Raw genomic sequence first — 25,118 nt, 5'->3', positions numbered from 1 at the left:
GTTGGGGCAGTGAGTAGTGAGAGTTTGAACTTTTTCATGGGAACATTATAATGAATGAGGTGCAAGAAAGATTTTTTCCAGCTATTACTCTATTACGAGGTGAGAATTTGCAATATCTGTTTACCAGTCTCTTCATTCTTGGATTTATCGTTTTTTTGGGATTTCTTATTCTGATGATCTTATCTATTCGCAAAGGTAATAGGTTGCCGATCAGATTTATTTTTCTAACGACGGCCTTTTTTGCGATTGCTTCAATAGGTTTATATGGGATGCTGAATTTATCTTCGAACTCTACTCAGTCTGAAATAGATCAGACCCCTTCACCCCAGATTAAACTTTCGGGCCTCCACATGACTACCGATGAATTTAAAAACAAGTTTAATGGCGCCGTGGGCAAATACCGACTGAATGGTTTGAGTATTACCCGCTTGGATATGAAAGACTCTTCCGAGCAGGGCACTGGTACTTTCGAGTATGTATTCAATGATGAATTGCGCTTGGTTGGTGTAGTGAATGCGGATGAGAGCGTACAGGAAATCAGGTTATATGGAACTGGTGATACGCGTAAACCAACAGGTGGGATTTTTTTGACTGCTATCGCAACACTCATTCTCACAACCAATAGTGAGTACTCGTATAACGATGCACAAGATGTCATTCAGGATATGCGTCTATTGGATCGCGATGTGAATCAGCCTGATTTTGATGGAGCGACTATTCGCAACGGATTGGAATATCGCTTCAGCGTACAGGATCATGATCACTCTACTTTTGAAATAACTGTTGCGAAATAAGATGCGATTGTGCAAAAAGGTAAAAAGGCCGCTCCATGAAGGAACGGCCTAACGTGTGGTATGTACTATAGGAATGATTCAGTGTTTGCCACCAAACCAATGATGAACGCCTCCACCATGCGAGAGTTACTCAAAAGTTACAGTCTCGCTTTGATTGTTCCAACTCATTTTAAAGGTAATCGGGTCTTTCGTTTTCTCCGCTTCAGTAACCGTACCCGACATACTGAACGGAACCTCTTGTTCTTCCAGCGCTTTCCCCTGTTGGTCTATATTATTGCCACTGAGGTCAAACACAAAATCCTTTATGTGCGTTTCATCACCAATTTAGGTGATACTATAGTTCCCTGTTGATCTCTGAAGAGACACATCCCAGTTATCGCTTTTTCCGTGTATAATATCATCCGCACCACAAGCTGACAAAATAGATAAAAGTACTATAGTGCAAAGAATCAATGGCAATTTAAATAATTTCATAAAATCCCTCCAATATAATAAAATAACCATAAATTGAAAAATCAATCTCGAAAAACGGCTGATAAATCAATTGGCTAGATTATCAGATCAGAGCTAAGCAAGTTTACGTGTGAAAAATCATGTATGTGTAACCTATCTTGTATATCGATCAATGTCATCGATCGCAGACTCGTGCTCTCTTCTATGATGGTCTTCATGCTGCCGAACGTCGTTCTTTAACTTTGCTAAGAATCCCCATCCCATAAAGGCAAGTAAAAGCACGGTAATCAGTGCATAAGCAAAACTATATAAATTCATAAAAAAGTTGATAAATATTGCAGCGAGCATCAAGCCCAGAATCCATAATACCCACTTTGTACCCTTTCTCAAATCATTTCCTCCTCAAGTCGTTACTGATAAGCTCTCTATGTATCACAGTACATACGAAACCATAGGAACGAGGTTTCAATCTTAGGGCTTCCTATTCAAAGCATCCTATCTAATTATATAAAAAAGGCTCCCTCTCGGGAGCCTTTCATCTAATCGGCATTACAAAGGTTTTTACACCTTTATTACATCATGCCGCCCATTCCACCCATACCGCCCATGTCAGGCATTCCGCCACCAGCACCTGCTGGTTCTGGTTTGTCAGCGATAACCGCTTCAGTAGTCAGGAACATTGCTGCTACGGAAGCCGCGTTTTGCAATGCATAACGAGTTACTTTCGCAGGGTCAACGATACCAGCTTCGATCATGTTAACCCACTCGCCAGTTGCAGCGTTGAAGCCGATGCCTGTTTGTTCTTTTTTCAGACGTTCCACGATTACGGAACCTTCTTCGCCAGCGTTAGCTGCGATTGTGCGGATTGGTGCTTCCAGAGCACGCAGGACGATGTTTACGCCTGTTTGCTCGTCACCAGACAGAGCTACAGCCGCAACCGCGCTATATACGTTCATGAGCGCTGTACCACCACCGGATACGATACCTTCTTCAACCGCTGCGCGAGTTGCGTTCAGGGCATCTTCGATGCGAAGTTTGCGTTCTTTCAATTCTGTTTCAGTAGCCGCACCAACTTTGATTACTGCTACACCGCCGGACAATTTAGCCAGACGCTCTTGCAATTTCTCTTTGTCGAACTCGGAAGTTGTTTCTTCCAGTTGTGTACGGATTTGGCTAACACGTGCATCGATATCGGATTTGTTACCAGCACCGTCAACAATGATTGTGTTTTCTTTTGTTACACGGATTTGACGAGCTGTACCCAGTTGTTCCACAACAGCGGATTTCAGGTCCAGTCCCAGTTCTTCTGTGATCAATTGGCCACCAGTGAGGGCAGCGATGTCTTGCAGCATTGCTTTACGACGGTCACCAAATCCTGGAGCTTTAACAGCTACAGCATTGAATGTACCACGCAATTTGTTCACAACCAGCATAGCCAGTGCTTCGCCTTCGATATCTTCAGCGATCAATACCAGCGGTTTGCCTTGTTGAACGATTTTCTCAAGCAATGGCAAGATATCTTGCGTGCTGGAGATTTTTTTGTCTGTGATCAAGATGTACGGATTGTCCAAAACAGCTTCCATTTTGTCCGTATCAGTGATCATGTAAGGAGAGATGTATCCACGGTCGAATTGCATACCTTCAACCACTTCAAGCTCTGTAGCGAATCCTTTGGATTCTTCTACTGTGATTACGCCATCTTTACCTACTTTTTCCATAGCTTCAGCGATCAGTTCGCCTACTTCTTCGTCAGCTGCAGAGATTGCTGCAACTTGTGCGATGGATTGTTTGGAATCGATTGGTTTGGAGATGGATTGCAATTCAGCAACCGCAGCTTTAACCGCTTTGTCGATCCCTTTACGGATACCGATTGGGCTAGCGCCTGCAGTTACGTTTTTCAGACCTTCTGTGATCAGCGCTTGCGCCAATACAGTTGCTGTTGTAGTACCGTCACCGGCAACATCGTTGGTTTTCGTTGCTACTTCTTTAACCAGTTGTGCACCCATGTTCTCGAATGCATCTTCCAGTTCGATTTCTTTAGCAATGGTTACACCATCGTTAGTGATGAGCGGGCTTCCGAATTTTTTCTCCAGAACCACGTTACGGCCTTTAGGACCGAGTGTTACTTTTACTGCATTAGCCAATGCATCCACACCACGAAGCATGGAGCGACGAGCGTCTTCACTGAATTTAATGTCTTTAGCCATGTTAAGAAAACCTCCCTAGTTTTTGTTGGAAAATGGTACTGCTATATGGTTCGGTTAACCGATTAAATTTGAATTAGTCGAGAATCGCGTGAATATCGCTTTCTTTCATAATCAAATATTCTTTACCTTCGAATTTGATTTCTGTACCGGCATATTTGGAGAAAATAACGCGATCTCCTTCTTTCACTTCCAGAGCCACACGTACGCCGTCTTTCAATACTCCTGCACCAACTGCAATGATTCTACCCTCTTGCGGTTTTTCTTTGGCGGAGTCCGGGAGTACGATCCCGAAAGAAGTTGTTTGTTCTTGCTCCAGTGGTTCTACCAATACGCGTTCACCTAAAGGTCTGATCATGAAAAATAGCCTCCTTTTGAAATTATATAACGTTGCTTTGTAGGTTGTAGCCATATGTATTAGCACTCGACAGTGTTCAGTGCTAACAACCAACTTTATGATACTCAACTTGAAGCATGATTTCAAGTCCTTTTGACGAATTCCTGCGAGAATTTACGTTGAATTTACATCATCACAACCAAATAACACCCGGAATGCCTGGATAAATGTTGCAACTCGCTACTCTTATTCTACGAAATTCTTCAGCCCTTCTGCAACGCTTAGCAGACAGCCCCTTTCCCATTGTATCCATTGTTGAGCATAATATGCCTGCTTGTCCTTGCTTACAGGGGAACAATCTACAACAATAGCCCGGATAAGAACAGACCGTCTTTTCCGGGCACATTACAGATCATCCTCATCCACACACATACCAGTCATACACCAGCAATGAATGAGATATCCTCTGTTCCATTTTCATATCAACTTATGTTCTAGCCCACATGTTTTTTATCCTCGGCACGAACGTAGCGGGATTCAATCTCTTCATCGGCCGCAAGCTGCTTGCGGTATACGATTGCGGATAATAACACACTGATTTCATATAACAGGAGCAAGGGAATCATCACCAGCAGATCGGATATAAAGTCTGGAGGTGTAATAACCACTGCAATGAAGATCAGAACAAAATAAGCAACTCTGCGCATCTTGCGAAGGCGAATGGGATTCAGAATCCGCAGTCCTGTCAGAAACATAATAAGTAAAGGAAGTTCGAATAACAGGGACACAGGCAGCACGATTCCAAACAAGAAGCTGAAATACTGTTTCATCCCGTAGGTCTCCACAAGCCCCATCTTCTCCGTAATCGCTGTTGTGAAGGCGAGTGCCATCGGAAAAATAACATAATACGAGAAAGCCATACCTGTCAGAAATAAAATAAACACATAGGGCACATACTTCAGCGTTGCTTTTCGCTCGCGCGGCTTTAGCCCTGGACTAACAAACTTCCAGATCTGATACACCGTAAACGGCAGCGTAATAATAAGTGAAAACAAACCGGCAATCTTCATGTAGATGCCAATCCCGTCCCAGAACGAGAAGGCATGTAATACAAAACCCTTTGCCGACTCTGACTTCGTCAGATATTGGTATACCGGGTCCGCCACAAAAAATCCTGCAATGAGTCCCAGCACAAAAATACTTAATACGTAGATCAGCCGCTTCCGCAGCTCACTCAGATGTTCCGTAATCGACATTTCTTCCATTTGCTGCGTCATGCCTGCCCCCCATTATTGCCAGCTTAAAATACAAAACCCTTCCGGCAGGAAGGGATTTCTCTTTCATTGCCGTCAAGATTATTCCGGCAGGCGTTTATCAGCAGGCTTGTCTGCAGGTGTGCTCTCAGCCGCCAGCGGTTTCGCTTTCTCCTGCTCTTTGCGATTGGACGAGTCATCCTCAGAGATAATCTCGCGAGCGCCCTCTTTGAATTCACGGAAGGTACGCCCAACTGCACGTCCCAGTTCCGGAAGTTTGTTGGGTCCAAACAACAACAATGCAATCACGGCCAGCAAAATAAAACCCGTTGGTCCAATGGAACTTAACATTGATAATCCTCCTCGTCTCAAGCTTCGAAGATGCGCATACTCGGCCAGATGTTCATAGATGTCTCTGCTGCGTTCTTAATTTAAGCCCATCATACCATAGATGTAACCACTTACATAACCCGCAAAATTCACAAATAAGAGATGTCACTATAACAATCTAACACCGGTTCATGGCTAATCGGATATCTTGCCCCAGAGTCCGTGCTCGATTATTGCTTGAACTGACCCGTAACCATCAGCAGCGCTTCCGGAAGCTGATCCATAATGGCCGCCAGATGTTCGTGCACACCCTTTGGTGTACCTGGCAGATTAACAATCAGCGTGCGTCCACGAATGCCACATACCCCACGGAACAGCATTGCAGAACGGTTTTTGCTCATTACACTGTACCGCATGGCCTCTGCCATCCCGGGAACTTCCCGCTCAATTACGCGCCGGGTCGCTTCCGGAGTAATATCACGAATGGCCAGCTCCGTGCCACCGGTAGTCAGCACCAGATCGGCGTGAAAATAATCCGTCATCTCAATCAAAGCCGCAATAATCTCATCGGGTTCATCCGGAACGATACGGTACTCCACGATTTGACCACCCAGCTCTTCTTCCACCAGCTCCCGAATGACTTGTGCACTCGTATCCTCACGTTCCCCGCGGGCTCCTTTGTCACTGGCTGTCAGGATTGCTGTTCTCCACACCATAAAGATCACCCTTCTCCTCTATGAAAATAAATATTGCCTATCGGCTGTAATCACCGTTTTTGCCACCACTCTTGGAATTCAGCATGGTTGGACCGATAATCATATCTTTTTGCATGGCCTTGCACATGTCATAGACCGTCAGTGCTGCAGCTGAGGCAGCCGTGAGCGCCTCCATCTCAACACCCGTTTTGCCTTCGGTTTTGACAGTAACTTCAATGTGTAATTCATCCACTCCGTTATCATGAAAACGAATATCCACACCCGTCAGTGCCAGCGGATGGCACATCGGAATCCAATCCGACGTTTTCTTCGCGCCTTGAATCCCGGCAATCTGAGCCACAGCCAGAACATCACCTTTGCCGATTCGGCCCTCCCGAATCGCTTCCAGTGTATCTGGATTCATCGTCACTTTCGTTACGGCCACAGCCGTACGTACGGTAATTTCCTTACCCGAAATATCAACCATCCGGGCCCGCCCCTGTTCATTAAAATGGGTCAGTTTGCCACCCGAAGCCTGGCCGTTGTTCACTTCTGAACTCAATCACATCACAACCCTTTATTCGATATGTAATATACCTTCGGTTGTTATCAACAGATCAATCCGCAGATCGAGCAGGTCCATTGGGATCTCCTCTTGTAGCTGACCCGGCAATACCATCGCAGCCATCAACGGTTTCTTGCCCGTCATCACACATGTTGCTGCAAGCGTCTCGGCAAAACGATCATAATAACCGCCACCATAACCAATACGCCCTCCATGGAGATCATAACCAAGCCCCGGTACCAATACGAGATCGATATCCGGCCAATCATCAGGCGTCAGGACTTCACAGGAATCCTTAGGTTCAGGTATCCCCCATAGGCCTGGCTCCAGATCCTGTTCTCCGGTCACTCGCCGTAGCTCCATTCGGGGTGGATTCGCCCATACTTTCGGTGCAAACATCACATCTCCATGGTTCCAGCCCTCTTGAAACAGAAAAGCTGTGGATGCTTCGCTTCCATAGGACAAATAACTGAATATAACGAGTGGTCTGTTCACGACCTTACTCTTGGCCTGTCTAAGGCGCTCCAGCTCCAGCTTCACTCCAGCGTTAATCTTAGTCATTGCCTGCTGACGCATGCTCGCATCCATCAAATCACGGCTCTGTCTTAGTCTGGATCGAAGCTGACTTTTCAGTTCCGCATGATCCTGCATATCCTTGAATAACCTCCTGTTGATAGGGAAGGTAGAAAAAAGCTCTCATTAAAAACAATTTATATGTTATGACCAGTTGTCATCTTGTTGAAATGGTTAAAATGATTCATTTTCTGCAAAATCCTCATGTAATAACATGCCTTCTTTCAGTTTATCATTGATTGATCAAAAAGACTACATGCCCCATGCGTTCCCAATCGGTGCAATTGCTCTGTATTTCATGTAAACTGGGATATAGTTGTCATATCAAGAACTGGACCTATGGAGGAACTTAATTTTATGCTGCTGCAAGTATCCGGAATTATCAAACGTTTTGGTGTCGATCCAATCCTGGACGGCGTGAACTTACAAATATTAGAACGCGAGCGCATCGGCCTCGTTGGTGTAAACGGTGCAGGGAAATCCACTTTGCTCAAAATTGTAGCCGGTGAAATGTCCTATGACGGAGGACAGATTTTCAAGTCCAAAGAAACAACGCTCGGTTACCTCGCTCAGAACAGCGGGCTGCAATCCGATCGCAGCATCTGGGAAGAAATGATGAACGTCTTCGCTCACCTGACACAGGCTGAAGCTGATTTGCGTCAGATGGAACGCGATATTGCCGACCCTGCCCAGATGGAAGACGAGAAAAAGTACGCTGACCTGCTGGAACGTTATGCGAAACGCTCCGATTGGTTCAAGGACCATGGTGGTTATGAGATGGAAACCCGCATTCGCAGCGTACTGCACGGGATGGGATTCGGCGAATTTTCGCCAGACACCCCCATTGCTACTCTGAGCGGCGGGCAGAAGACACGCCTTGCTCTTGCTCGTATTTTGCTTCAGGCACCCGATCTGCTCATGCTGGACGAGCCTACCAACTATCTCGATATCGCCACCCTTACTTGGTTGGAAGATTATCTGAGAGGTTATTCAGGCGCACTGCTCGTGGTATCCCATGACCGGTACTTCCTTGATCGACTCGTAACGACCATCGTTGAGATCGAACGTCACCGCTCCAAAAAATATACGGGCAATTACAGCCGTTATATGGAACTCAAAGCTGCCGAATATGAAACTCAGATGAAGCAATATGAGAAACAACAGGGTGAAATCTCCAAGATGGAAGATTTTGTCCAGAAAAATATTGTACGTGCGTCGACGACCAAACGGGCGCAAAGCCGGCGCAAAGCCCTCGACAAAATGGAGCGCCTCGATAAACCGATGGGAGATTTGAAAAAAGCCCATTTTTCCTTCGAAACCGCCGTTATGTCAGGCAAGGAAGTACTTCGAGTGGATCAGCTGTCCGTCGCTTATGACGAGGCTTCTCCATTGTTCCGCAACGTATCCTTCGATCTGCGGCGCGGGGAAACCGTTGCTCTGATTGGTCCAAACGGTATTGGTAAATCCACCATGCTGAAGTGTCTTACGGGAAGTTTACGTCCGGTAACCGGGGAGATCCAATGGGGAACAAAAGTGCAGATTGGCTATTATGATCAGGAACAGACTGGGCTCAATCCGTCCAACACGGTTCTGGAAGAACTGTGGAGTGCCTATCCCGGGATGGAAGAAGCACGCATTCGGACCGTACTGGGGAACTTTTTATTCAGCGGTGACGATGTGCTCAAGAAGATCTCCTCCCTCAGCGGCGGTGAGAAAGCACGTGTCTCTCTCTCCAAGCTGATGCTGAAGGAAGCCAATATGCTCATTCTGGATGAGCCTACGAACCATCTCGACCTGTTTGCCAAAGAAGTGCTGGAAGCGGCATTAATGGATTATGAAGGCACCCTGCTGTTCATCTCCCATGACCGGTACTTCCTCAACAAAATGGCTGAACGCATTGTCGAACTTCATCCAGGCGGCACGGAACACTATCTCGGTAATTACGATGATTATGTGGAGAAGAAACAGGAGCTTGAGGACATCGCACGTGAAGCTGCTGAGGCACGTCAGGCTTCAACCAAGAACTCGTCCAAATCCGATCTGAACACAGCCACAACCGAAAAATCCGGAGCGGCTTCATTCGAAGCGGAAAAACAGGCGAAGCGTGAAGAACGTAACCGGCAACGCAAGCAGGAAGCTCTGGAACAACAGATTGCGGAGTTGGAAACGAAGATTACAGAGCTTGAGGCACAGATGGCTCTGCCTGAAATCTATCAGGATTATATGAAGCTGCAAGAACTCCAGCAACAATCGGAGAAACACAAATCAGAACTCACTAAGGCATACGAGGACTGGGAAGAACTAGCTATGGAATAGTACGAATAGTACAGACTCAGACCATGGCTTGATCGCGTCCATACAAGTATAGCTGTACCACCGGCTGATTCCTTATTGGGATCAGCTTTTTGTTTGTTACGGAGGTTGGGAGAACTGTTTTGGCTTTTGTCAAATTTACTCGAATGAAGAGAAATATTTTTATCCCCCTTTCCCACACAATTATCCACAAGAAAGCAAGATAGCAAGCACATTAATAAGCTTAATTATACAGCGGTAGAATAGCCTTTTACACACAAAAACCATATTTATCCACTAAGTTATCCACTTTATCCACAACTTTGTGGATAGTAAGGAGTCATTCTATCCCCTAAACCCTTTTCGTTTCGAAAACTCTACTGGTTTGACTTTGCGGTAGTTACCCACAAATTACACTGGATATGTGGATAACTATAGTCACACCTTGACAAATGCATTCTCCCGCTCCTCAATGTTCCTCCATAATAAGACAAAAGCAGACCTTTGTCGTTCAAGGCCTGCCCGTCATTTATTTACTATATGCCCTGCATATTTACATCAAATCGCAATTGCTACTATTGCCGCTGTAGATGCGATCTAGCAAAGATGGTTTACGCATGCGCTTCTTGTTCATGATGTTCGGAAGACTCAGCCTTCAGCCCAGCAGCATTACAAGCCGCTACATAAGCCAAACCGGCAGCCATGACGATATCATTATGCGTTGCCGTCCCCCGGAACTCACGTCCTGCACGCTCCACAGTAACTACAGCCTCCGCGCTTGCACCCTCTCCCCCACTCAAGGCATGCATCTCCATATCGACAAATGCAATATCGTCGGAAATGCTCTGACCAATGGCACGAATGGTTGCATCCACGGGTCCCCCGCCAACGGCAGAATAGGACTGTTCTCCTGCACTTGTGCGAATACGAACAGCAGCCATTCGATCCGTCATGCTGCCCGCCGTCACCTGCAATTCAACCAGCTCATAATCCTGTGCAGGAATATTCATGGTCTGGCTAACCATCTGCAGCAACTGGTCGTCACTGACCACTTTTTGCTGGTCTGCGGTTTCTTTGAACACCTCATACAATTGCTCCATCTGTTGCTCATCCGGCTCAAAACCGTATTTGCGAACCCGATCCTTCAGGGCGTGACGACCGGAGTGTTTGCCCAGAATAATCATGCTGCGCGGGATACCCAGCGCTTCCGGGTCCATAATCTCATAGGTACTCCGATTCTTCAGCAGACCATCCTGATGGATGCCAGATTCATGCTGGAATGCATTACGTCCCACCACCGGTTTGTTGTATGCAATCGGGAAGTGCATGGCACGGCTAATCTGACGAGAAGTCTCATATAGCTGGTTCAGCTTAATGTTGGTCGTTGCACCAATTGCATCTCCCCGGGTCTCCAGCGCCATAATCAGTTCTTCCAGTGCACAGTTCCCCGTCCGTTCTCCGATACCATTGATCGTCACTTCAATCTGGGAAGCCCCATTGGCAATTGCAGCCAAACTATTGGCTACGGCCAGGCCCAGATCATTGTGACAGTGTGCACTATAGCGAACCTGATCGCCGCCTCTTGCACCCTCACGTACCCGGCGGAACATCTCGCCATACTCATGTGGCAGGGCATAACCGACCGTATCCGGCAGATTGATAATACTCGCTCCAGCTTCAATAGCGACTTCAACCATTTCAATCAGATCGTCCATCTTGGTACGAGCCGCATCCATAGCAGTGAACTCTACGATGTCCGTGAACTGGCGTGCATACGATACCATCTCACGAGCGGTAGCCACCACTTCACTGCGCGGACGGCGTAGTTGATGCTCAATATGAATATCCGAAGAAGAGATAAACAGGTGAATTCGACGACGTGCTGCATCCGCTGTTGCTTGAACTGCTGCATCGATATCACCTTTGACCGCACGCGCGAATCCACAGATCTCCACGTTCTGCAACTGTCTCGAAATCGCCTGAACCGCCGCGAACTCACCTGGACTGGAGATCGGGAATCCAGGCTCAATGACGTCGATACCCAAAGAAGCCAGTTGGTGTGCCAGTTCAATCTTTTGCTCGGGTTGCAGACTTGCTCCTGGTGCCTGTTCTCCATCGCGCAGCGTTGTATCAAAAATCTCAATCATGCGTTTGTTATTAGTTGTTGTCATATCCATCAACCTCCATCAAATTTTTATAAATATTTTCGTTACGATCCACGTGCCACAAGAACACCCGCTAATCGCCGTCACTGTTGTTATATATTTTGTTTGTAAATGCGTATGTTGTTTGTAGCTTAGTCCTGGGTGATCATTAAAGCCTGATGAATGTTTAGTGCCTATACTTGTTGTTCAATGTTCATCACTGGTTCGTTGTATATCCCGCTTACCCTCATGACAGAGTGTACGTCGACTTACACCCTGATCCTCTGACTTTTCATATCTCCATATGGTTCTTCCCATGCCCACCCTGCTGCCGGCAGCAAACACAAATAACCCGCCATCTCATATAAGAGACGGCGGGTTATTATCCCCTCCGCGGTACCACTCTCGCTTGATGGGCCAGGCTTGCGCCGGACTCCATCCACCTCGTCGTCTCCGATCCGCTGGATGTGCGTACACGCACGACACCAATGGAATTCGGAGAAACACCCTATAACGGGGGTTAACCGTTGCTGTGTAACACATGTTGTTGTCCATCAGGACAACTGGGCGATTGATATCGTCCCCACGCTTCCACAGCTCCGTTCCCGGGCGAGATTCGAATGATTCCAGCCACTGCGTCGCACCACCCCGCAGCTCTCTGAGCGCTTTATCATTCTACTGCTCCCGTTCATCACATTTATAATATGACCTAACTTCATTCATCTTTATTTTGAAAATCAAAAAAGCCTGCCACCTCATGCAATAATGCAAGAGACGACAGGCTGTTCACCTTCGCGGTACCACTCTTGTTGACTTCCTTCCTGTTCATTCAAGACAACCCTGAATGCTTTCGCATATCCGGATCACTTGAAGCAGCCTGAAAGCCCCCTCAGTTATCGTCAGTTGATCCTTGTAAAAACGGTCCTACCGACAACGGCCCATTCACGGAGGCAACCCGTAACCATGTACTTTGGGCCATGATCGGCCTTCGGATTCTCCCAAGGAGTCACCGTGTTCCATCGTTCCGCTTCCAGGTGAGTTTCAGGTTTCCTTCGACTGCGTTGCACCGTACCGCAGCTCTCTAAGACCGGGAATGACCTTACTATTCCTGTTCATCGCGTTTATCAGTTCAGGAATCTGAATTCCTGTTTAAATTTGTAACTAAATATACATTCTTTACATCCCTGCTGTCAACTCTTAATCTCAAACTGCTTGCCTATACGGACTGTACGGACCATTCCTCCAAGGAAAGTCCCGGATCTGCCTTCGCATCAAATTCAGCTATTTCTCCCCGCTGCCATTTCAGATACGCAGCTGCTCCTATCATGGCCGCGTTATCCGTACAATATTCCATTGGCGGGATTAACAGTTCAAGCCCTTCCTTCGTGCATCGCTCCTGTAAAGCCGAGCGCAATCCCCGGTTTGCTGCAACACCACCACACAACAGCAATTGTCGTGAATCATATTCACGAACTGCTCTAACGGCTTTCTCCACCAATACTTCAACAACAGCTTCCTGGAAACCACGTGCAACCGCAGACGGCTCCAAGGTTTCTCCGCGCATTTTGGCTTGGTTGAGCGCATTCAATACAGCAGACTTAAGACCACTTAGACTGAAATCGTACGAACCCGCTTCCAGCCATACCCGTGGTAATGGCACTACATCCTCCGCTTCAGATGCCATCCGGTCCACATGCGGGCCACCCGGATAAGGACAACCCAATGCACGTGCTACTTTGTCATACGCTTCGCCTACAGCATCATCACGTGTACGACCAATCAGTTTGAACTTGCCCTCGGATTCCATATGCACAAGTTCTGTATGTCCACCGGATACGACCAGTGCCATCGCTGGATATTGCAGTTCATGAGTAAGTCGGTTGGCATAGATATGCCCCGCAATATGATGTGTACCAATGAGCGGTTTGCCTAGTGCCATCGCCATCGTTTTGGCCGCAACGATACCCACCAGCAGTGCTCCGACCAGCCCAGGCCCCTGTGTTACGGCGATTGCACTTAGATCACGTGGACGAATGCCGGACTGTTCGATCGCTTGTTCCAGCATCAACGTAATGACTTCAACGTGTTTGCGTGAAGCCACTTCAGGTACCACTCCACCAAATGCCTTATGCGTCTCGATCTGACTTGAGATCAGATTGGATAGCACTTCTCTCCCATCCTGAACAACAGCTACCGATGTTTCATCACAGCTTGTCTCCACCGCCAAAATGTAAGATGGTGCAGAATTTATTTTTTCATTGAGTTCGTTCATGAATCCAGTACGCTTCCTTCCTCTTGGCCGCTCCGGCCTGCAGACGGCAAGTTCGCCCACATAATCATCGCATCTTCCCCATTATCGGAGTAATACCCTTTACGAAGACCCGCCGATTCAAACCCTTTTTTCTGATATAAACGCTGAGCAATGCTGTTCGAGACTCTGACCTCCAGCGTCATTCGTTCCATCCCGAGATAAGCCGCTGTGCTCATTAATTCATCCAGTAACTTTTCACCAAGCTTGCGTCCACGATACGCGCCTCTGACTGCAATATTGGTAATATGGGCTTCATCCATGATGGTCCACATACCTGCATAGCCAATGGCCTTGCCTTCCAATTCCATCACCATATATTTAGCAAAATGATTGTGTGTCAATTCATTTTGAAATGCTTCTTCCGTCCAGGGCAGGGTAAAGGCCTCATGTTCAATCTCCATCACATCGGGAATATCCGCGAGTGTCATGAACCTGAACTGAAGCGTTGCTTCCTGCTTATTATTCGCCACATTGTCCATCTGCTTCCCCTCCCCTTTAGTGCGTGTTCAAAAAGACCGGTTTTCAGTACCGAGAAGATGAGATGAAGCTATAAATGGAGTAGCGGAGCGTAGGGAAAACTACGTGAGCAACCACAATGTTTCCAAAGGAAACATACTTCGTAAGCCTCCCGCTTATTTCGGCTGAATTCCATATTCGATGCTGATGATGCCACCAGGTATCCTTCGTAATCAAAAGCGGACTTTTTGAACAACCTCTTTTAGCCTTTGCGCAGCAGATTGGCTTCCGCTTCAGACAACTGGGTGTAGTTTGGCACCAGCGCATGCACGTCATCACGCTGACCTGCAAGCAGCGCGGCGGCGCCAAGGCGCCCAACCCAGCGGCCTTCCAGCTCATAAGGCACGAGCTGGAGCGCCGTTCCTGCGGGGCAGCGAAGCTCCGCCGCTGCCGCAGCATGAGGGCCCGTCTCGCCGACGATCCAGACGGCTGCGGGCCGCTCTTCCGGCGCCGCCTCCGCCATGCGGGCGGCGAGAGTTTCCAGCCATCCGTCCATCTTGCGGATGGCATCAGGCGCCAAACGCCGGGGCGCATCGCTCCCGGCGGAGGCAAACAGCGCGGTGCACGCTTGACCGCGCCGTGCATCCACAAGCGGAACGATCCAGTGGACAGGGGCAGCACCTGTGCTGCCCTGGTCCGCGGATGGCGTCCCGCCAGCCCCTGCTGCGGCTTCCTCTGCCGCAGCTTCTGCCTTGGCGGCAAGGCCGCTGTGCCAGCCGCCCCAGGCGATGGCCTGAAGGCTGGACACCCCGGCTACAGGGATGTCCCACGCCCAGGCCAGTGTCTTCGCCGCGGTCACCGCAATGCGGATGCCCGTGTACGAGCCTGGGCCAACGCCAACGGCAATGCCGTCCAGTTGACCAGGCTGTGTGTTGCTGGCGGCCAGCAGCTGCTCCATCACCGGTACAACGTGTACCGAATGGTTACGCTCAGCCCGTTCATTGCGTTCTTCCAGAAGCGCATGATCTTCCATCATCGCAGCTGCCATCACTGCGGTGGATGTATCCAACGCCAAAAACCGCTGACGCGGCTCTTTTTGTAAATCTTCCATCATCATTTGACCCCATTCTGTCTGAACTGTCGGCACATGGCTGCATAAGTCTCGCCGTACCCATTCAGTGTAATCGTTCGATCCTCCAGGCCCGTTGTTTCAATCTGCACATGCAAGTGCTCTTGCGGCAGCAATTCGGGAATGATACTCGACCACTCCACCAGACTGACTCCGGCTCCATAGAAATATTCATCAAGTCCAAGCTCATCCGCTTCTTCCAGCGATATGCGATATACATCCATGTGATATAAAGGCAGACGCCCTTCGTACTCCTTGATTAGCGTGAATGTGGGACTGCTTACCACATCACGTACACCTAAATGCCAGGCAAATTTCTGTGAAAATGCCGTTTTTCCCGCGCCCAGATCACCATCCAAAGCAATCACCATGCCGGCGTTTGCCTGTCTGGCAAGTGCGGAAGCGAGTGCTTCTGTATCTGCAATGCCATGGGATTGATACCCCCACTGCTCGTGCGTCTGATTCAATATTCGCCCCACCTTTGGCGGTCCAGCCGCCTGAGTTCACTTTGAACCTTATTATATCGGTCCCTTTCTTCCCCCGCAACATCCAAGGAGACAAGCGGAATACAACATGCATTATTAGACGTGTCTCATAACTCGCTTCCTTCGAAGTTTCAGACAGCTACTAGGAAAGACCAAAAACCGGCACCTCTCGGTACCGGCCGTGTTATGCATATATTTCTGCTTTTATTCATTCTCGAATGCCTCAATAACTATATGCTACTTGTATCTACTCCTCCAAACGATCCACACGAACCGTCTGGGTATTTCCCGGTCTGCTGCCAACCTGAACGGTTGCCATGCCATTGGCTTCATCCACATTCTCGATCCAGACTGGATCTCCCTCCAATGTAACGGCAATGGTATCCTTCGAATCATAGATCGCTTTGGCGCGTTTCGCATCCATCATTTTATTCATACTCCCCTTCTGGATCTTCGTGGTCTTCCCTAATCATGGTGTCTGTTGTGCTATCACCAATATAACCGTTATCTTCCGTAACCTGCCCCCCGCCTAACCCTTCATTCACCATCCGGTCAATGTCGAGCATGAACGACTCCCGATCAAGGGGCAATTCTTCCGAAGTGACCGCTTCCCAGTTTACAGCTGTAGCAGGTGTATAGAATTCTTCAGCACTTTCGGCTTTGGCAAGAGGATATGGAGAAAATGCATGCTTGTGTGCTTCTTCCTCATCACGTCTGTTTTTCAATATTGCACCTCCCGGCATATGTGCTGCGAGAATAACTACCTATCGCATGCTCATCTTCCTGTCGGAATCCAAGCATGTTTCTGTTATCATCCCCGACTCTTGCCGAACCATACGAATTGTTCGTCTACAAAACGATTATCCCTTGAACCAGATGCCCATACTATTGAATATAAATCCGTGTTCAAAAAGTCTGGTTTTCAATACCGAGAAAGCGGAATTTTTGAACAACCTTTCGAAAGGAGCCGACCTATGCATACCGTCTGGAAAGGTGCAATCAGTTTTGGCCTTGTGCATGTCCCTGTCAAAATGTTCTCGGCTACCGAAGACAAAGACATCTCGATGCGCTATATCCATAAAGTCTGCGGCAGCCCGCTCGCTTATGTTCGTCAATGTCCTTCCTGTGAAGTGGACGTAAAGTGGGAAGAGATCACCAAAGGCTATGAATATGAAAAGGGAAAGTTTGTTCTCTTCGAGAAAGATGAATTGGAAGCATTAAATGATTCCACCAGCAAAACCATTACCATACTGGATTTTGTCGACTTGACTGAGATTGATCCGATCTATTTTCAGAAAACTTATTACCTATCGCCAGATCAGGCTGGTGGAAATGCCTACCAGCTCTTGATGAACGCCATGCGGGATACCGGCAAAATTGGCATCGCCAAAATCTCCATTCGCTCAAAGAGCAGTCTGGCTGCCATACGTGTGCTGGAAGATTGCCTCTCTATGGAGACGATTTTCTATCCGGACGAGATTCGTCCTGTCTCCCAGGTGCCCAACTTACCGGAAGTGCAGAACGTGAATGAAAAGGAACTCACGATGGCAAAGTTGCTGATTGATCAATTGTCCACGCCTTTTGAACCCGGTAAATACACCGATGACTATCGAAGCAAACTGCTGGATCTTATCCAGCACAAAGTGGCGGGCGAAGAAATCAAGATTGCTCCAGCCAAACCTGAAGCCAATGTGATGGATTTGATGGCTGCCTTGCAGGCAAGTATCGAGGCCGTGAAGCCTATTCCGGCTGACCCTGGGACAACAACGGCTAAGCCTAAGAAACGTGCGCCACGAAAAACGCCTGCTCAAGCGGTTGCCGGAGGAGAATCCGATACACCTGCTGCACCAGCCAAAAGAAAAAAGGCGACACCCAAACCAAAAGTTTGAATGCCGCTAAGGCAAGACCGATTCCGTTATATAACTCATGTAATGAGGTTTACTCCGATCCGGCTTCACAGTCGGATTTTTTTGTTTTACAGAACTATTGAAACAGTTCTTGTCAATCAAACTCCAGCTATAATTGCAAAATGCAATTGACGAAAGCTGATTTATATTTTATATTAACTTATGAAAAGTAACTTATTTATGAATATACAGTCACGCTGTAATTCTTCTTCAACAGCATGCCATTTAATAATCCGTTTTCAACGCATATAAACAATCAAACGAGAACCCATATTATCTATGATCAGGAGGAAACAATCATGAATACAACGTATCAAATCCCTGCCACAACCCATCTGGGTGAAGTGAGTCTCCGAATTATGAACCTGGACCGTTCGATTAAGTTCTATACCGATGTGGTTGGATTGAAATTGCTGGAGCGGAGTGGCAAAGTGGCTAAACTCACAGCCGACGGAAAACAGTCCCTGCTGCGATTAGAAGAGCTCACGGATGGAATTACCCTGCCGGAACGCTCACACGCTGGCTTGTACCATTTCGCCATCCTGCTGCCTGACCGCAAGTCCCTGGGTCTTGCTCTTCGTAATCTGGCTGCATCCGGTATCGATATCGGCCAAGGCGATCACTTGGTCAGCGAAGCCTTCTATATCTCCGATCCCGATCAGAACGGGATTGAGATCTACGCCGACCGTGCACGTGATACCTGGAAACGGGATAGCGACAATAACTACGTAATGGCAAGTGATCCTGTTGATGTGGAAAGCCTGTTTGCCATATCGGAGAATGAACCTTGGCAGGGTCTGCCTGCTGGCACCGTTATTGGTCACGTACATTTCCACGTCCGCAGCCTGGAAGAAGCCCGCAACTTCTACACCGGCGTACTCGGTTTCGATATCGTGGGTAACTTCGCCAACATGTCAGCACTATTTGTATCCGCAGGCGGCTATCATCATCATCTGGGATTGAATATCTGGGCAGGAGTGAATGCACCTGTTAATCCAGATAACGCTACAGGAATTGACTACTTCACCATTGTGTACGCCACAAAGGATCACGTGGAACAAGCACTTGAACAATTGCGTCAATCCGGCGCAGTCGTTACACAAGTGGAGAGTACCTGGTTTACGGTAGACCCACAAAATATTCGTATACGTCTGACAACTACGAACTGATTTTGTTTAAGCGTTACAATATGTTTGCTTAACCTCATTTTATTAAGCCCGGGTAACTGATTTCTCTACATCACAGAGAGATCGGCTGCACGGGCTTTTTGAGTTGGCTTTTATAAAACTGGCACAATTGGTGCATTCTAACCAATACATAGACAAGATATGTTAAGGAGATACCTCATGATCGAAAAGGGACGTTTGACTGTTAGACAGCTCGCTTCACTCATGTTCCTGTGCACAATTGGGGAGCAAATTCTGATCTTCCCTTCCATGATCACATCCTACGCTCATCAGGATGCCTGGTTATCAGCCTTGTTGGGAGTCGCAGGGGGTCTTGGCATACTCTTCATTATGCTTGTTTCCTACAAACTGCATCCCCGGTTAAATCTGATTCAAAATGCCCTTCGAACACTGGGACCCTGGATCGGGACCCTGTTTGGCTCTTTTTATATTTTTTATTTCCTGATCAGTACCTCAACGTTCATTAGGGAGATTGGCGATTTTATGTCTACCCATATCTTGCCGGAATCTCCATTACTGATTCTGCATTTGGTTTTTATGTGTGCACTTGTCTGGGGGCTTCTGTCGGGTCTGGAGAGCATTGGTAAAACTGCTGAGGTCTTTCTTCCTCTGATCGTGTTGTTCCTGCTTATTCTGACGGTGTGTCTAATCCCCCATATACATTTAGCTAACATCCAACCTGTGCTTGCACAAGGATTTCTTGATCCATTCAAAGGTTTTGTTGCTGTACTCACATATCCCTACTGTGAGTTATGCATCTTCATGATGCTTTTTCCCTACACAAAAAATGAGCCCCATCTGGAGAAGGACATCCTGTTAGCAGGGATGATTGGCGGATTGTTACTCACACTGACGCTAAGTATGTGTCTGCTCGTAATGGGACCATGGATGACCCAGCATCACTGGTTCGCTTCATTCAACCTTTCACAGAAGATCAATATCGGAAACTTTGTGCAACGCATCGAAGCCTTCATAGCATCGGTCTGGATTATCGCTGTTTTCTTCAAAGCCGCTCTGTTCTTCTACGGTTTTGTCCTGGGCGTCGCCCACCTGTTTCGCTTGTCCAGTCACCGTTCTCTGATCCTGCCTGGTGCCATGCTTATTCTCGCCATGTCTATTCTAATCTCTCCGAACGAGAACTTTTATCTCAAGGTCGTTATTCCCTATTGGATTGATTGGGATCTGACCTGTGGCATAGCACTTCCGTTACTGCTCATTCTGGTGCATCATATGAAGTCCCGTTTTCAAAAAATATAACTAAATTCCGAATTAACCTACGCTAATTGGTTAGATCGAGGAAGGTGTTCCCCATGTTCAAACCGTTGATTCCATTCGAACCCATCTCCAGAGATACTTTGCCCACAGGGCCGCAATGGATTGCCCAGGTCAAGTGGGATGGAGTCCGCATGCTTGCCTATGAGGACGGGCATGAGTTGCGCCTGGTAAATCGCAGATTACATGATCGAACCGCACAGTATCCCGAGCTGGTAACACCACGCAATCTATGTTCAGGCTCCTCTTATATTTTGGATGGAGAAGTTATTGCGCTGGACCCAGACACCGGAAAACCTTCGTTTTATCATGTTCTGCGGCGGGATCGGATGAGCAGACCCGAAGGTATCGCCCAAGCCATACATCAGATTCCGGTCACATATATGGTATTTGATATCCTGTTTTATGAGGGGAAATGGGTGACGGATCAGTCTTTGGCAGATCGACAGCGCCTGTTGCACGAGGTCCTTAACACCGCTCCCCATGTTCAGGAGGTCACCAATACGCTTGATGCCACTTCCCTGCTTACGGTCATGAGACAACATCAGATGGAAGGCATTGTCTGCAAGGATCTCACCAGCAGTTATGGCATACAGGGCAAGGATCAGCGCTGGCAGAAGGTCAAAATCATGCATGATGTATATGCCATGATCGGGGGAGTCACGTACCGGAGCGGTATTGTGAATGCCGTCGCGGTCGGTGTATATGATGGGCCTGATTTTGTCTATATTGGTCATGTCGGGACTGGCAAGCTGAACTCCAATACGTGGCGGGAACTCACACATCAAGTCGAGCCTCTGATCAGGCAGGACAGACCGTTCCATAATGTACCCGAGCGCAGTGCAGAGACCACCTGGGTGGAACCACGAATAGGAGTCAAAGTGCAATATATGGAGCTGACTCACCATAACACTCTACGCCATCCCAGTATTCAGACCTTCGCAGAGGTAACCCGTGAGGATTGTCTGGCGAACCAGCTTCTTCAATGAGTCAGTCCAAGATTGATTACACATATAGGAGGTATTCCATATGGCCCCCAAGATCCAGGGAACCATCATAATAGAAGGCACAGAACTGACGGTCACAAACCCGGACAAGTTGTTATGGCCGGATGCGGGTGTTACCAAAGCCATCTATCTGCAAAAGCTGGCCGCTCTGGCTCCTTATCTGCTCACGTATACGAGCAATCGACTTCTCACCACGATAAGATATCCCCACGGCGCTGGAGGAACATTTTTCTATCAAAAGAATGCCCCTGAGCCTGTCCCAGATTATGTGCACACTGAAGTTCACGACGGCATCCGCTATGTGGTCATGAATGGACTTCCCGAATTGTTATGGCTTGGCAATCTGGCTGCACTTGAATTTCATCCTTCTCTGCATACTGTGGGAAGCCATCTGCCCAGTGAATGGATGATTGATCTGGACCCCTCTCAGGAACATGAGCCCCGGATTATGCAAGCTGCACTCATCGTTGGCGAAACCCTGACTTCCCTCGGTCTGAGGTCCATTCCCAAAACTTCGGGCGCAACAGGAGTTCAGATCATCGTTCCGATTATCCAAGGGGTAACCTTTGATGAATTGAGAGAGGTTGGTTATTTTGTAGGCAAATATGTCACTCAGAAGCACCCGGATCTGTTCACACTGGAACGACTTAAAAAGGACCGAGGAGACCGCATTTATTTTGACTATCTCCAGCATTATGGAGGCAAAACCCTTGCCGCTCCCTATACACCACGTGCCAAATCTGGCGCCACTGTCTCTACACCCCTTACCTGGGATGAGGTTCGAAGCAACGTCTCCATCCAGGATTATCATCTGATGAACATTATTGAACGCTTGAACAAAACCGGTGATTTAATCGCAGCTGTTGAACCCCAACCCGTTGAACACATTCTCAAACATTTGAAGAAAAAATAGCCGACTCCCTCATCACAAGGGTGTCGGCTATTATCATTCATGTATATATCAATCGCTAATGGATACCTTTTTTCTTGAAACGTCCGCCCTTCACGTCATGAATGTTACCGATCGCCACAAAGGCTTGCGGGTCCCAGTCTTCAACGATGGACTTGAGCTTGGCTTCTTCCAACCGGGTGATTACAACGAAAATAATCTTCTTCTCATCCCCGCTGAATCCGCCCTCTCCATCCAGGAAAGTTACACCCCGACCGAGACGGTCTGTCAGGGCTGAACCAATATCACGATATTTCTCACTAATGATCCATACCGATTTGGACTGGTCAAGTCCTTCATTCACAATATCAATCATCTTCATCGCAATATAATATGCAATCATGGAATACAGGGCATTCGGCCAGCCGAATACAAATCCTGCACCTGCGAAAATAAACACGTTAATGAACAATACGATCTGTCCTACAGACAAAGGTGACTTCTCACTAAGCAAGATGGCCACAATCTCCGTACCATCCAGTGAACCGCCAGACCGAATGACAAGTCCAACACCCACACCCAGGATCAATCCGCCAAATACAGCTCCGAGCAAAGGCTCTCCCGGTGTTAATGCAGGAACATGGTGCAATAATGATGTACCGATGGACATGACCACGATCCCCAGCAGTGTGGATAACGCAAATGTTTTACCAATCTGCTTGTAACCCAGAATCAGGAAAGGCAAGTTGAGCAAGGTCAGGAATATTCCGAGCGGCAGATGTGTAAGCTCTGACACCATAATCGAAATACCTGTAATCCCACCATCAATTACGCCATTGGGCACAAGGAATATTTCAAGTGATACAGCCATTAGTGCAGCACCAATCAGAATCATCACAATACGTTGCAGCAGCTTTAATGTAAACACCGAGCTTTTGACCCCGCGGTCAGCTGGCTTGGCTGTTAGTTCTTTCACCGTTACATTGGACATGGTATCCCCCCCGTTAAATCAGTGTGTGAATCCATTTTATAAATCATTTAAATACTCAGGGTGAATCTACATCTAGAAAACAGCAAACTGCGTTCTACATGTACCCTGGCTATACAAGCACAAGCATCTAAAGGCGATATAAAATGGATTCAAAATGGTCTTCATCCCGGTTTGCACTTTCAAAAGAGAGCAAAAGGGAGCCTGTTTTCCCTCAGACTCCCCTCCTTCACCAAGACATAATTTATATATCTATTATATCATAAAAGATCAAATTTGCGCAAAATACTTAGCAAAAAGAAGATAAATTCACAAAAAGTGAACTTATCTTCAGAAATCTGCCCTAAATCGGCTAAAGAAGCGGAGAAAGCATCCGAGAAAGCATTTCTGCGCCTTTTTGCCGTCGTGAACGCTTCTGAAATACCTCCCCATCGATCTGACTGCATTCCCCGAGATCACGTTCAAAGTCAGTGATTAAACGACGAATCGGAGAGGACTCGAACAGGACAGCCGTTAACTCAAAATTGCAAAAAAAACTGCGCATATCCATATTGGCCGTGCCTACCGTTGCAAGCAACTCATCCACAATCATCACTTTGGCATGTACAAAACCTTTGCGATATTGGAAGAACTCAACACCTGCTCGCAGGAGTTCCTCTACATATGAAAGGGATGCCAAATGAACAAGCTTTGAATCGGATTGATACGGAATGATAATTTTCACATCAACGCCACTGACAGCAGCTGTTTTGAGTGCCTCATACAGGGCAGGATCAGGGATAAAATAAGGTGTGGTAATGTAAATCCGGTCACAGGCTACCGAAATGGCCCCAAAACACATTTCCTGAATGGCATCCCAGTCCTGATCCGGCCCACTGGCCAGAATCTGAATTCGCTCTTCCCCGCTACAGATGTGGGGTGGAAATAATTCCGCAAGCTGGGGTTCGGTAATTCGCTCACCGGAAGCCAATTTCCAGTCGTTAAGGAACGTACTTTGCAGGAAGTACACGGCATCTCCCTCGATCTGCACATGTGTATCCCGCCAGAAACCCACCTCTGGATATTGTCCAAGGTAATCATCGCCTACATTAATGCCACCCACAAAGCCAACTTGTCCATCCACAACGACAATTTTACGGTGATTCCGGTAGTTGACTCTTCGGTCAATCGTTGCAATCAGTGGCGGTAGAAAATAATGAAACTCCACACCTACATCCTGCAGTTTGCGGATAAAATTCCAGCTCATCTTGTGACTGCCGAGACCGTCACAAATAAACCGAACCTTCACGCCCTCCTGTGCCTTGCGAATCATGACATCCTGAAACTTCGTACTGATCACATCATCACGGAAAATGTAAAATTCCACATGCAGATGATGCTTTGCTTTTTCCATTTCCCTCAGCATTGCCGCAAATGCCTCTTCACCATTTGTGAGCACCGTACTGTGGTTACAACCTGTAATCGGGCTCTCCGACAGATGGGATAACAGGTTAAACAATCGATGCTGGTGGCTGAAACGATCACCAGGCATCTGTTCGACATCTCCAATGATGTGGGCTTGTTCCCAAATCGTTTCCTTCATTTCACGGAAGATGCGCGATCCACCCTTGCGGAGTTTTTTTCGTTTGTTATAATCCTGCGCCACGAAATAGTACACTACAAAACCGATCAAAGGCACGCAGAACAAAATAAACAGCCAAGCCACAGCTTTAGCCGGATTACGAAATTCCAGCAAAAGAATTGTGGCTGCCTGGAAAATAAATACGAGTAATATAATGACCAGCCAGAACATTTGGCTTCCTCCTCAAGTGGCAAGCTTCATGACCTTGCCCTTCTCTCACCTACAC

24 protein-coding genes and 1 other annotated feature are annotated in these 25,118 nt (G+C 47.5%); of the genes, 7 read left to right on the top strand and 17 right to left on the bottom strand.

Going from position 1 to position 25,118, the window contains the following annotated elements:
• Positions 1-107 precede the first annotated feature (107 nt).
• The gene (locus J2X75_RS17810; RefSeq protein ID WP_310338417.1) at positions 108-794 is read left to right on the top strand and encodes a hypothetical protein; all 687 of its coding nucleotides are present in this window, start codon (positions 108-110) and stop codon (positions 792-794) included.
• Between the two features lie 606 nt (positions 795-1,400).
• Here the strand turns inward: J2X75_RS17810 and J2X75_RS17805 are convergent.
• The 8 genes from J2X75_RS17805 to J2X75_RS17770 all read right to left on the bottom strand — a co-directional run bounded on the left by J2X75_RS17805 (position 1,401) and on the right by J2X75_RS17770 (position 7,282).
• Positions 1,401-1,637 (bottom strand): hypothetical protein, encoded by a 237-nt coding sequence (locus tag J2X75_RS17805; protein WP_150366569.1) that lies wholly within the window; start codon positions 1,635-1,637, stop codon positions 1,401-1,403.
• A 182-nt stretch (positions 1,638-1,819) separates the two neighbouring features.
• Entirely contained in the window at positions 1,820-3,454 is a 1,635-nt protein-coding gene (groL, locus tag J2X75_RS17800; protein WP_036611259.1) for a chaperonin GroEL, read from the bottom strand.
• A gap of 73 nt (positions 3,455-3,527) precedes the next feature.
• On the bottom strand, positions 3,528-3,809 hold the full coding sequence (groES, locus tag J2X75_RS17795; protein ID WP_017690077.1) for a co-chaperone GroES: 282 nt from the start codon (positions 3,807-3,809) through the stop codon (positions 3,528-3,530).
• Between the two features lie 473 nt (positions 3,810-4,282).
• Positions 4,283-5,065, bottom strand: coding sequence for a twin-arginine translocase subunit TatC (tatC, locus tag J2X75_RS17790; RefSeq protein WP_310338412.1), 783 nt, complete (start codon positions 5,063-5,065; stop codon positions 4,283-4,285).
• Positions 5,066-5,143: 78 nt separating this feature from the next.
• A complete protein-coding gene (gene tatA / locus J2X75_RS17785; RefSeq protein WP_036611264.1) occupies positions 5,144-5,392 on the bottom strand; it encodes a twin-arginine translocase TatA/TatE family subunit in 249 nt (82 codons plus the stop codon).
• Between the two features lie 209 nt (positions 5,393-5,601).
• Entirely contained in the window at positions 5,602-6,087 is a 486-nt protein-coding gene (locus tag J2X75_RS17780) for a MogA/MoaB family molybdenum cofactor biosynthesis protein (protein WP_017690080.1), read from the bottom strand.
• A 37-nt stretch (positions 6,088-6,124) separates the two neighbouring features.
• Positions 6,125-6,628 carry a cyclic pyranopterin monophosphate synthase MoaC gene (gene moaC / locus J2X75_RS17775; protein WP_223869015.1) on the bottom strand — a complete coding sequence of 168 codons (504 nt, stop codon included), beginning with the start codon at positions 6,626-6,628 and terminating at the stop codon, positions 6,125-6,127.
• Between the two features lie 15 nt (positions 6,629-6,643).
• Entirely contained in the window at positions 6,644-7,282 is a 639-nt protein-coding gene (locus tag J2X75_RS17770) for a 5-formyltetrahydrofolate cyclo-ligase (protein WP_310338407.1), read from the bottom strand.
• Between the two features lie 279 nt (positions 7,283-7,561).
• Here J2X75_RS17770 and J2X75_RS17765 point away from each other — a divergent pair, with 279 nt between their 5' ends.
• Positions 7,562-9,520: an ABC-F family ATP-binding cassette domain-containing protein gene (locus tag J2X75_RS17765; protein WP_307543280.1), complete on the top strand. Its 1,959-nt coding sequence runs from the start codon at positions 7,562-7,564 to the stop codon at positions 9,518-9,520.
• 587 nt (positions 9,521-10,107) lie between these two features.
• Here J2X75_RS17765 and J2X75_RS17760 read toward each other — a convergent pair.
• The 7 genes from J2X75_RS17760 to J2X75_RS17730 all read right to left on the bottom strand — a co-directional run bounded on the left by J2X75_RS17760 (position 10,108) and on the right by J2X75_RS17730 (position 16,746).
• The gene (locus J2X75_RS17760; RefSeq protein WP_310338404.1) at positions 10,108-11,667 is read right to left on the bottom strand and encodes a 2-isopropylmalate synthase; all 1,560 of its coding nucleotides are present in this window, start codon (positions 11,665-11,667) and stop codon (positions 10,108-10,110) included.
• A 337-nt stretch (positions 11,668-12,004) separates the two neighbouring features.
• Positions 12,005-12,341: a binding site (T-box leader), on the bottom strand.
• A 515-nt stretch (positions 12,342-12,856) separates the two neighbouring features.
• Positions 12,857-13,912 carry a tRNA (adenosine(37)-N6)-threonylcarbamoyltransferase complex transferase subunit TsaD gene (gene tsaD, locus J2X75_RS17755; protein WP_310338402.1) on the bottom strand — a complete coding sequence of 352 codons (1,056 nt, stop codon included), beginning with the start codon at positions 13,910-13,912 and terminating at the stop codon, positions 12,857-12,859.
• A complete protein-coding gene (gene rimI / locus J2X75_RS17750; protein ID WP_310338399.1) occupies positions 13,909-14,430 on the bottom strand; it encodes a ribosomal protein S18-alanine N-acetyltransferase in 522 nt (173 codons plus the stop codon). Before rimI ends, tsaD begins: the two co-directional genes overlap by 4 nt.
• 239 nt (positions 14,431-14,669) lie before the next feature.
• Positions 14,670-15,518: a tRNA (adenosine(37)-N6)-threonylcarbamoyltransferase complex dimerization subunit type 1 TsaB gene (gene tsaB / locus J2X75_RS17745; protein ID WP_397383881.1), complete on the bottom strand. Its 849-nt coding sequence runs from the start codon at positions 15,516-15,518 to the stop codon at positions 14,670-14,672.
• 2 nt (positions 15,519-15,520) lie between these two features.
• Complete coding sequence (gene tsaE / locus J2X75_RS17740; protein WP_310338395.1) at positions 15,521-16,003, bottom strand: tRNA (adenosine(37)-N6)-threonylcarbamoyltransferase complex ATPase subunit type 1 TsaE; 483 nt, start codon at positions 16,001-16,003, stop codon at positions 15,521-15,523.
• 265 nt (positions 16,004-16,268) lie between these two features.
• Entirely contained in the window at positions 16,269-16,445 is a 177-nt protein-coding gene (locus J2X75_RS17735) for an H-type small acid-soluble spore protein (protein WP_026081228.1), read from the bottom strand.
• Between the two features lie 4 nt (positions 16,446-16,449).
• Positions 16,450-16,746, bottom strand: coding sequence for a hypothetical protein (locus J2X75_RS17730; RefSeq protein ID WP_192133236.1), 297 nt, complete (start codon positions 16,744-16,746; stop codon positions 16,450-16,452).
• 249 nt (positions 16,747-16,995) lie between these two features.
• On the opposite strand from J2X75_RS17730, the gene ku reads away from it, so the two are divergent.
• The 5 genes from ku to ligD all read left to right on the top strand — a co-directional run bounded on the left by ku (position 16,996) and on the right by ligD (position 22,307).
• Positions 16,996-17,910 carry a non-homologous end joining protein Ku gene (gene ku / locus J2X75_RS17725; protein WP_017690092.1) on the top strand — a complete coding sequence of 305 codons (915 nt, stop codon included), beginning with the start codon at positions 16,996-16,998 and terminating at the stop codon, positions 17,908-17,910.
• 317 nt (positions 17,911-18,227) lie between these two features.
• Positions 18,228-19,097 (top strand): VOC family protein, encoded by an 870-nt coding sequence (locus J2X75_RS17720; protein ID WP_310338389.1) that lies wholly within the window; start codon positions 18,228-18,230, stop codon positions 19,095-19,097.
• 177 nt (positions 19,098-19,274) lie between these two features.
• Positions 19,275-20,372, top strand: a complete 1,098-nt coding sequence (locus J2X75_RS17715) for a GerAB/ArcD/ProY family transporter (protein WP_310338386.1) — start codon at positions 19,275-19,277, stop codon at positions 20,370-20,372.
• Between the two features lie 53 nt (positions 20,373-20,425).
• A complete protein-coding gene (locus J2X75_RS17710; RefSeq protein WP_310338383.1) occupies positions 20,426-21,376 on the top strand; it encodes an ATP-dependent DNA ligase in 951 nt (316 codons plus the stop codon).
• A 40-nt stretch (positions 21,377-21,416) separates the two neighbouring features.
• Positions 21,417-22,307 (top strand): non-homologous end-joining DNA ligase, encoded by an 891-nt coding sequence (gene ligD / locus J2X75_RS17705; RefSeq protein ID WP_150366596.1) that lies wholly within the window; start codon positions 21,417-21,419, stop codon positions 22,305-22,307.
• Between the two features lie 55 nt (positions 22,308-22,362).
• Here the strand turns inward: ligD and J2X75_RS17700 are convergent, their stop codons facing one another.
• Both J2X75_RS17700 and cls read right to left on the bottom strand, forming a co-directional pair.
• Entirely contained in the window at positions 22,363-23,274 is a 912-nt protein-coding gene (locus tag J2X75_RS17700) for a YitT family protein (protein WP_307539037.1), read from the bottom strand.
• Positions 23,275-23,623: 349 nt separating this feature from the next.
• Positions 23,624-25,063 carry a cardiolipin synthase gene (gene cls / locus J2X75_RS17695; RefSeq protein ID WP_310338377.1) on the bottom strand — a complete coding sequence of 480 codons (1,440 nt, stop codon included), beginning with the start codon at positions 25,061-25,063 and terminating at the stop codon, positions 23,624-23,626.
• Positions 25,064-25,118: the final 55 nt, after the last annotated feature.

This window comes from Paenibacillus sp. 2003 (assembly GCF_031455635.1).
Lineage (GTDB): Bacteria > Bacillota > Bacilli > Paenibacillales > Paenibacillaceae > Paenibacillus > Paenibacillus amylolyticus_B.
This window is presented reverse-complemented; position numbering and strand designations above follow the sequence as displayed.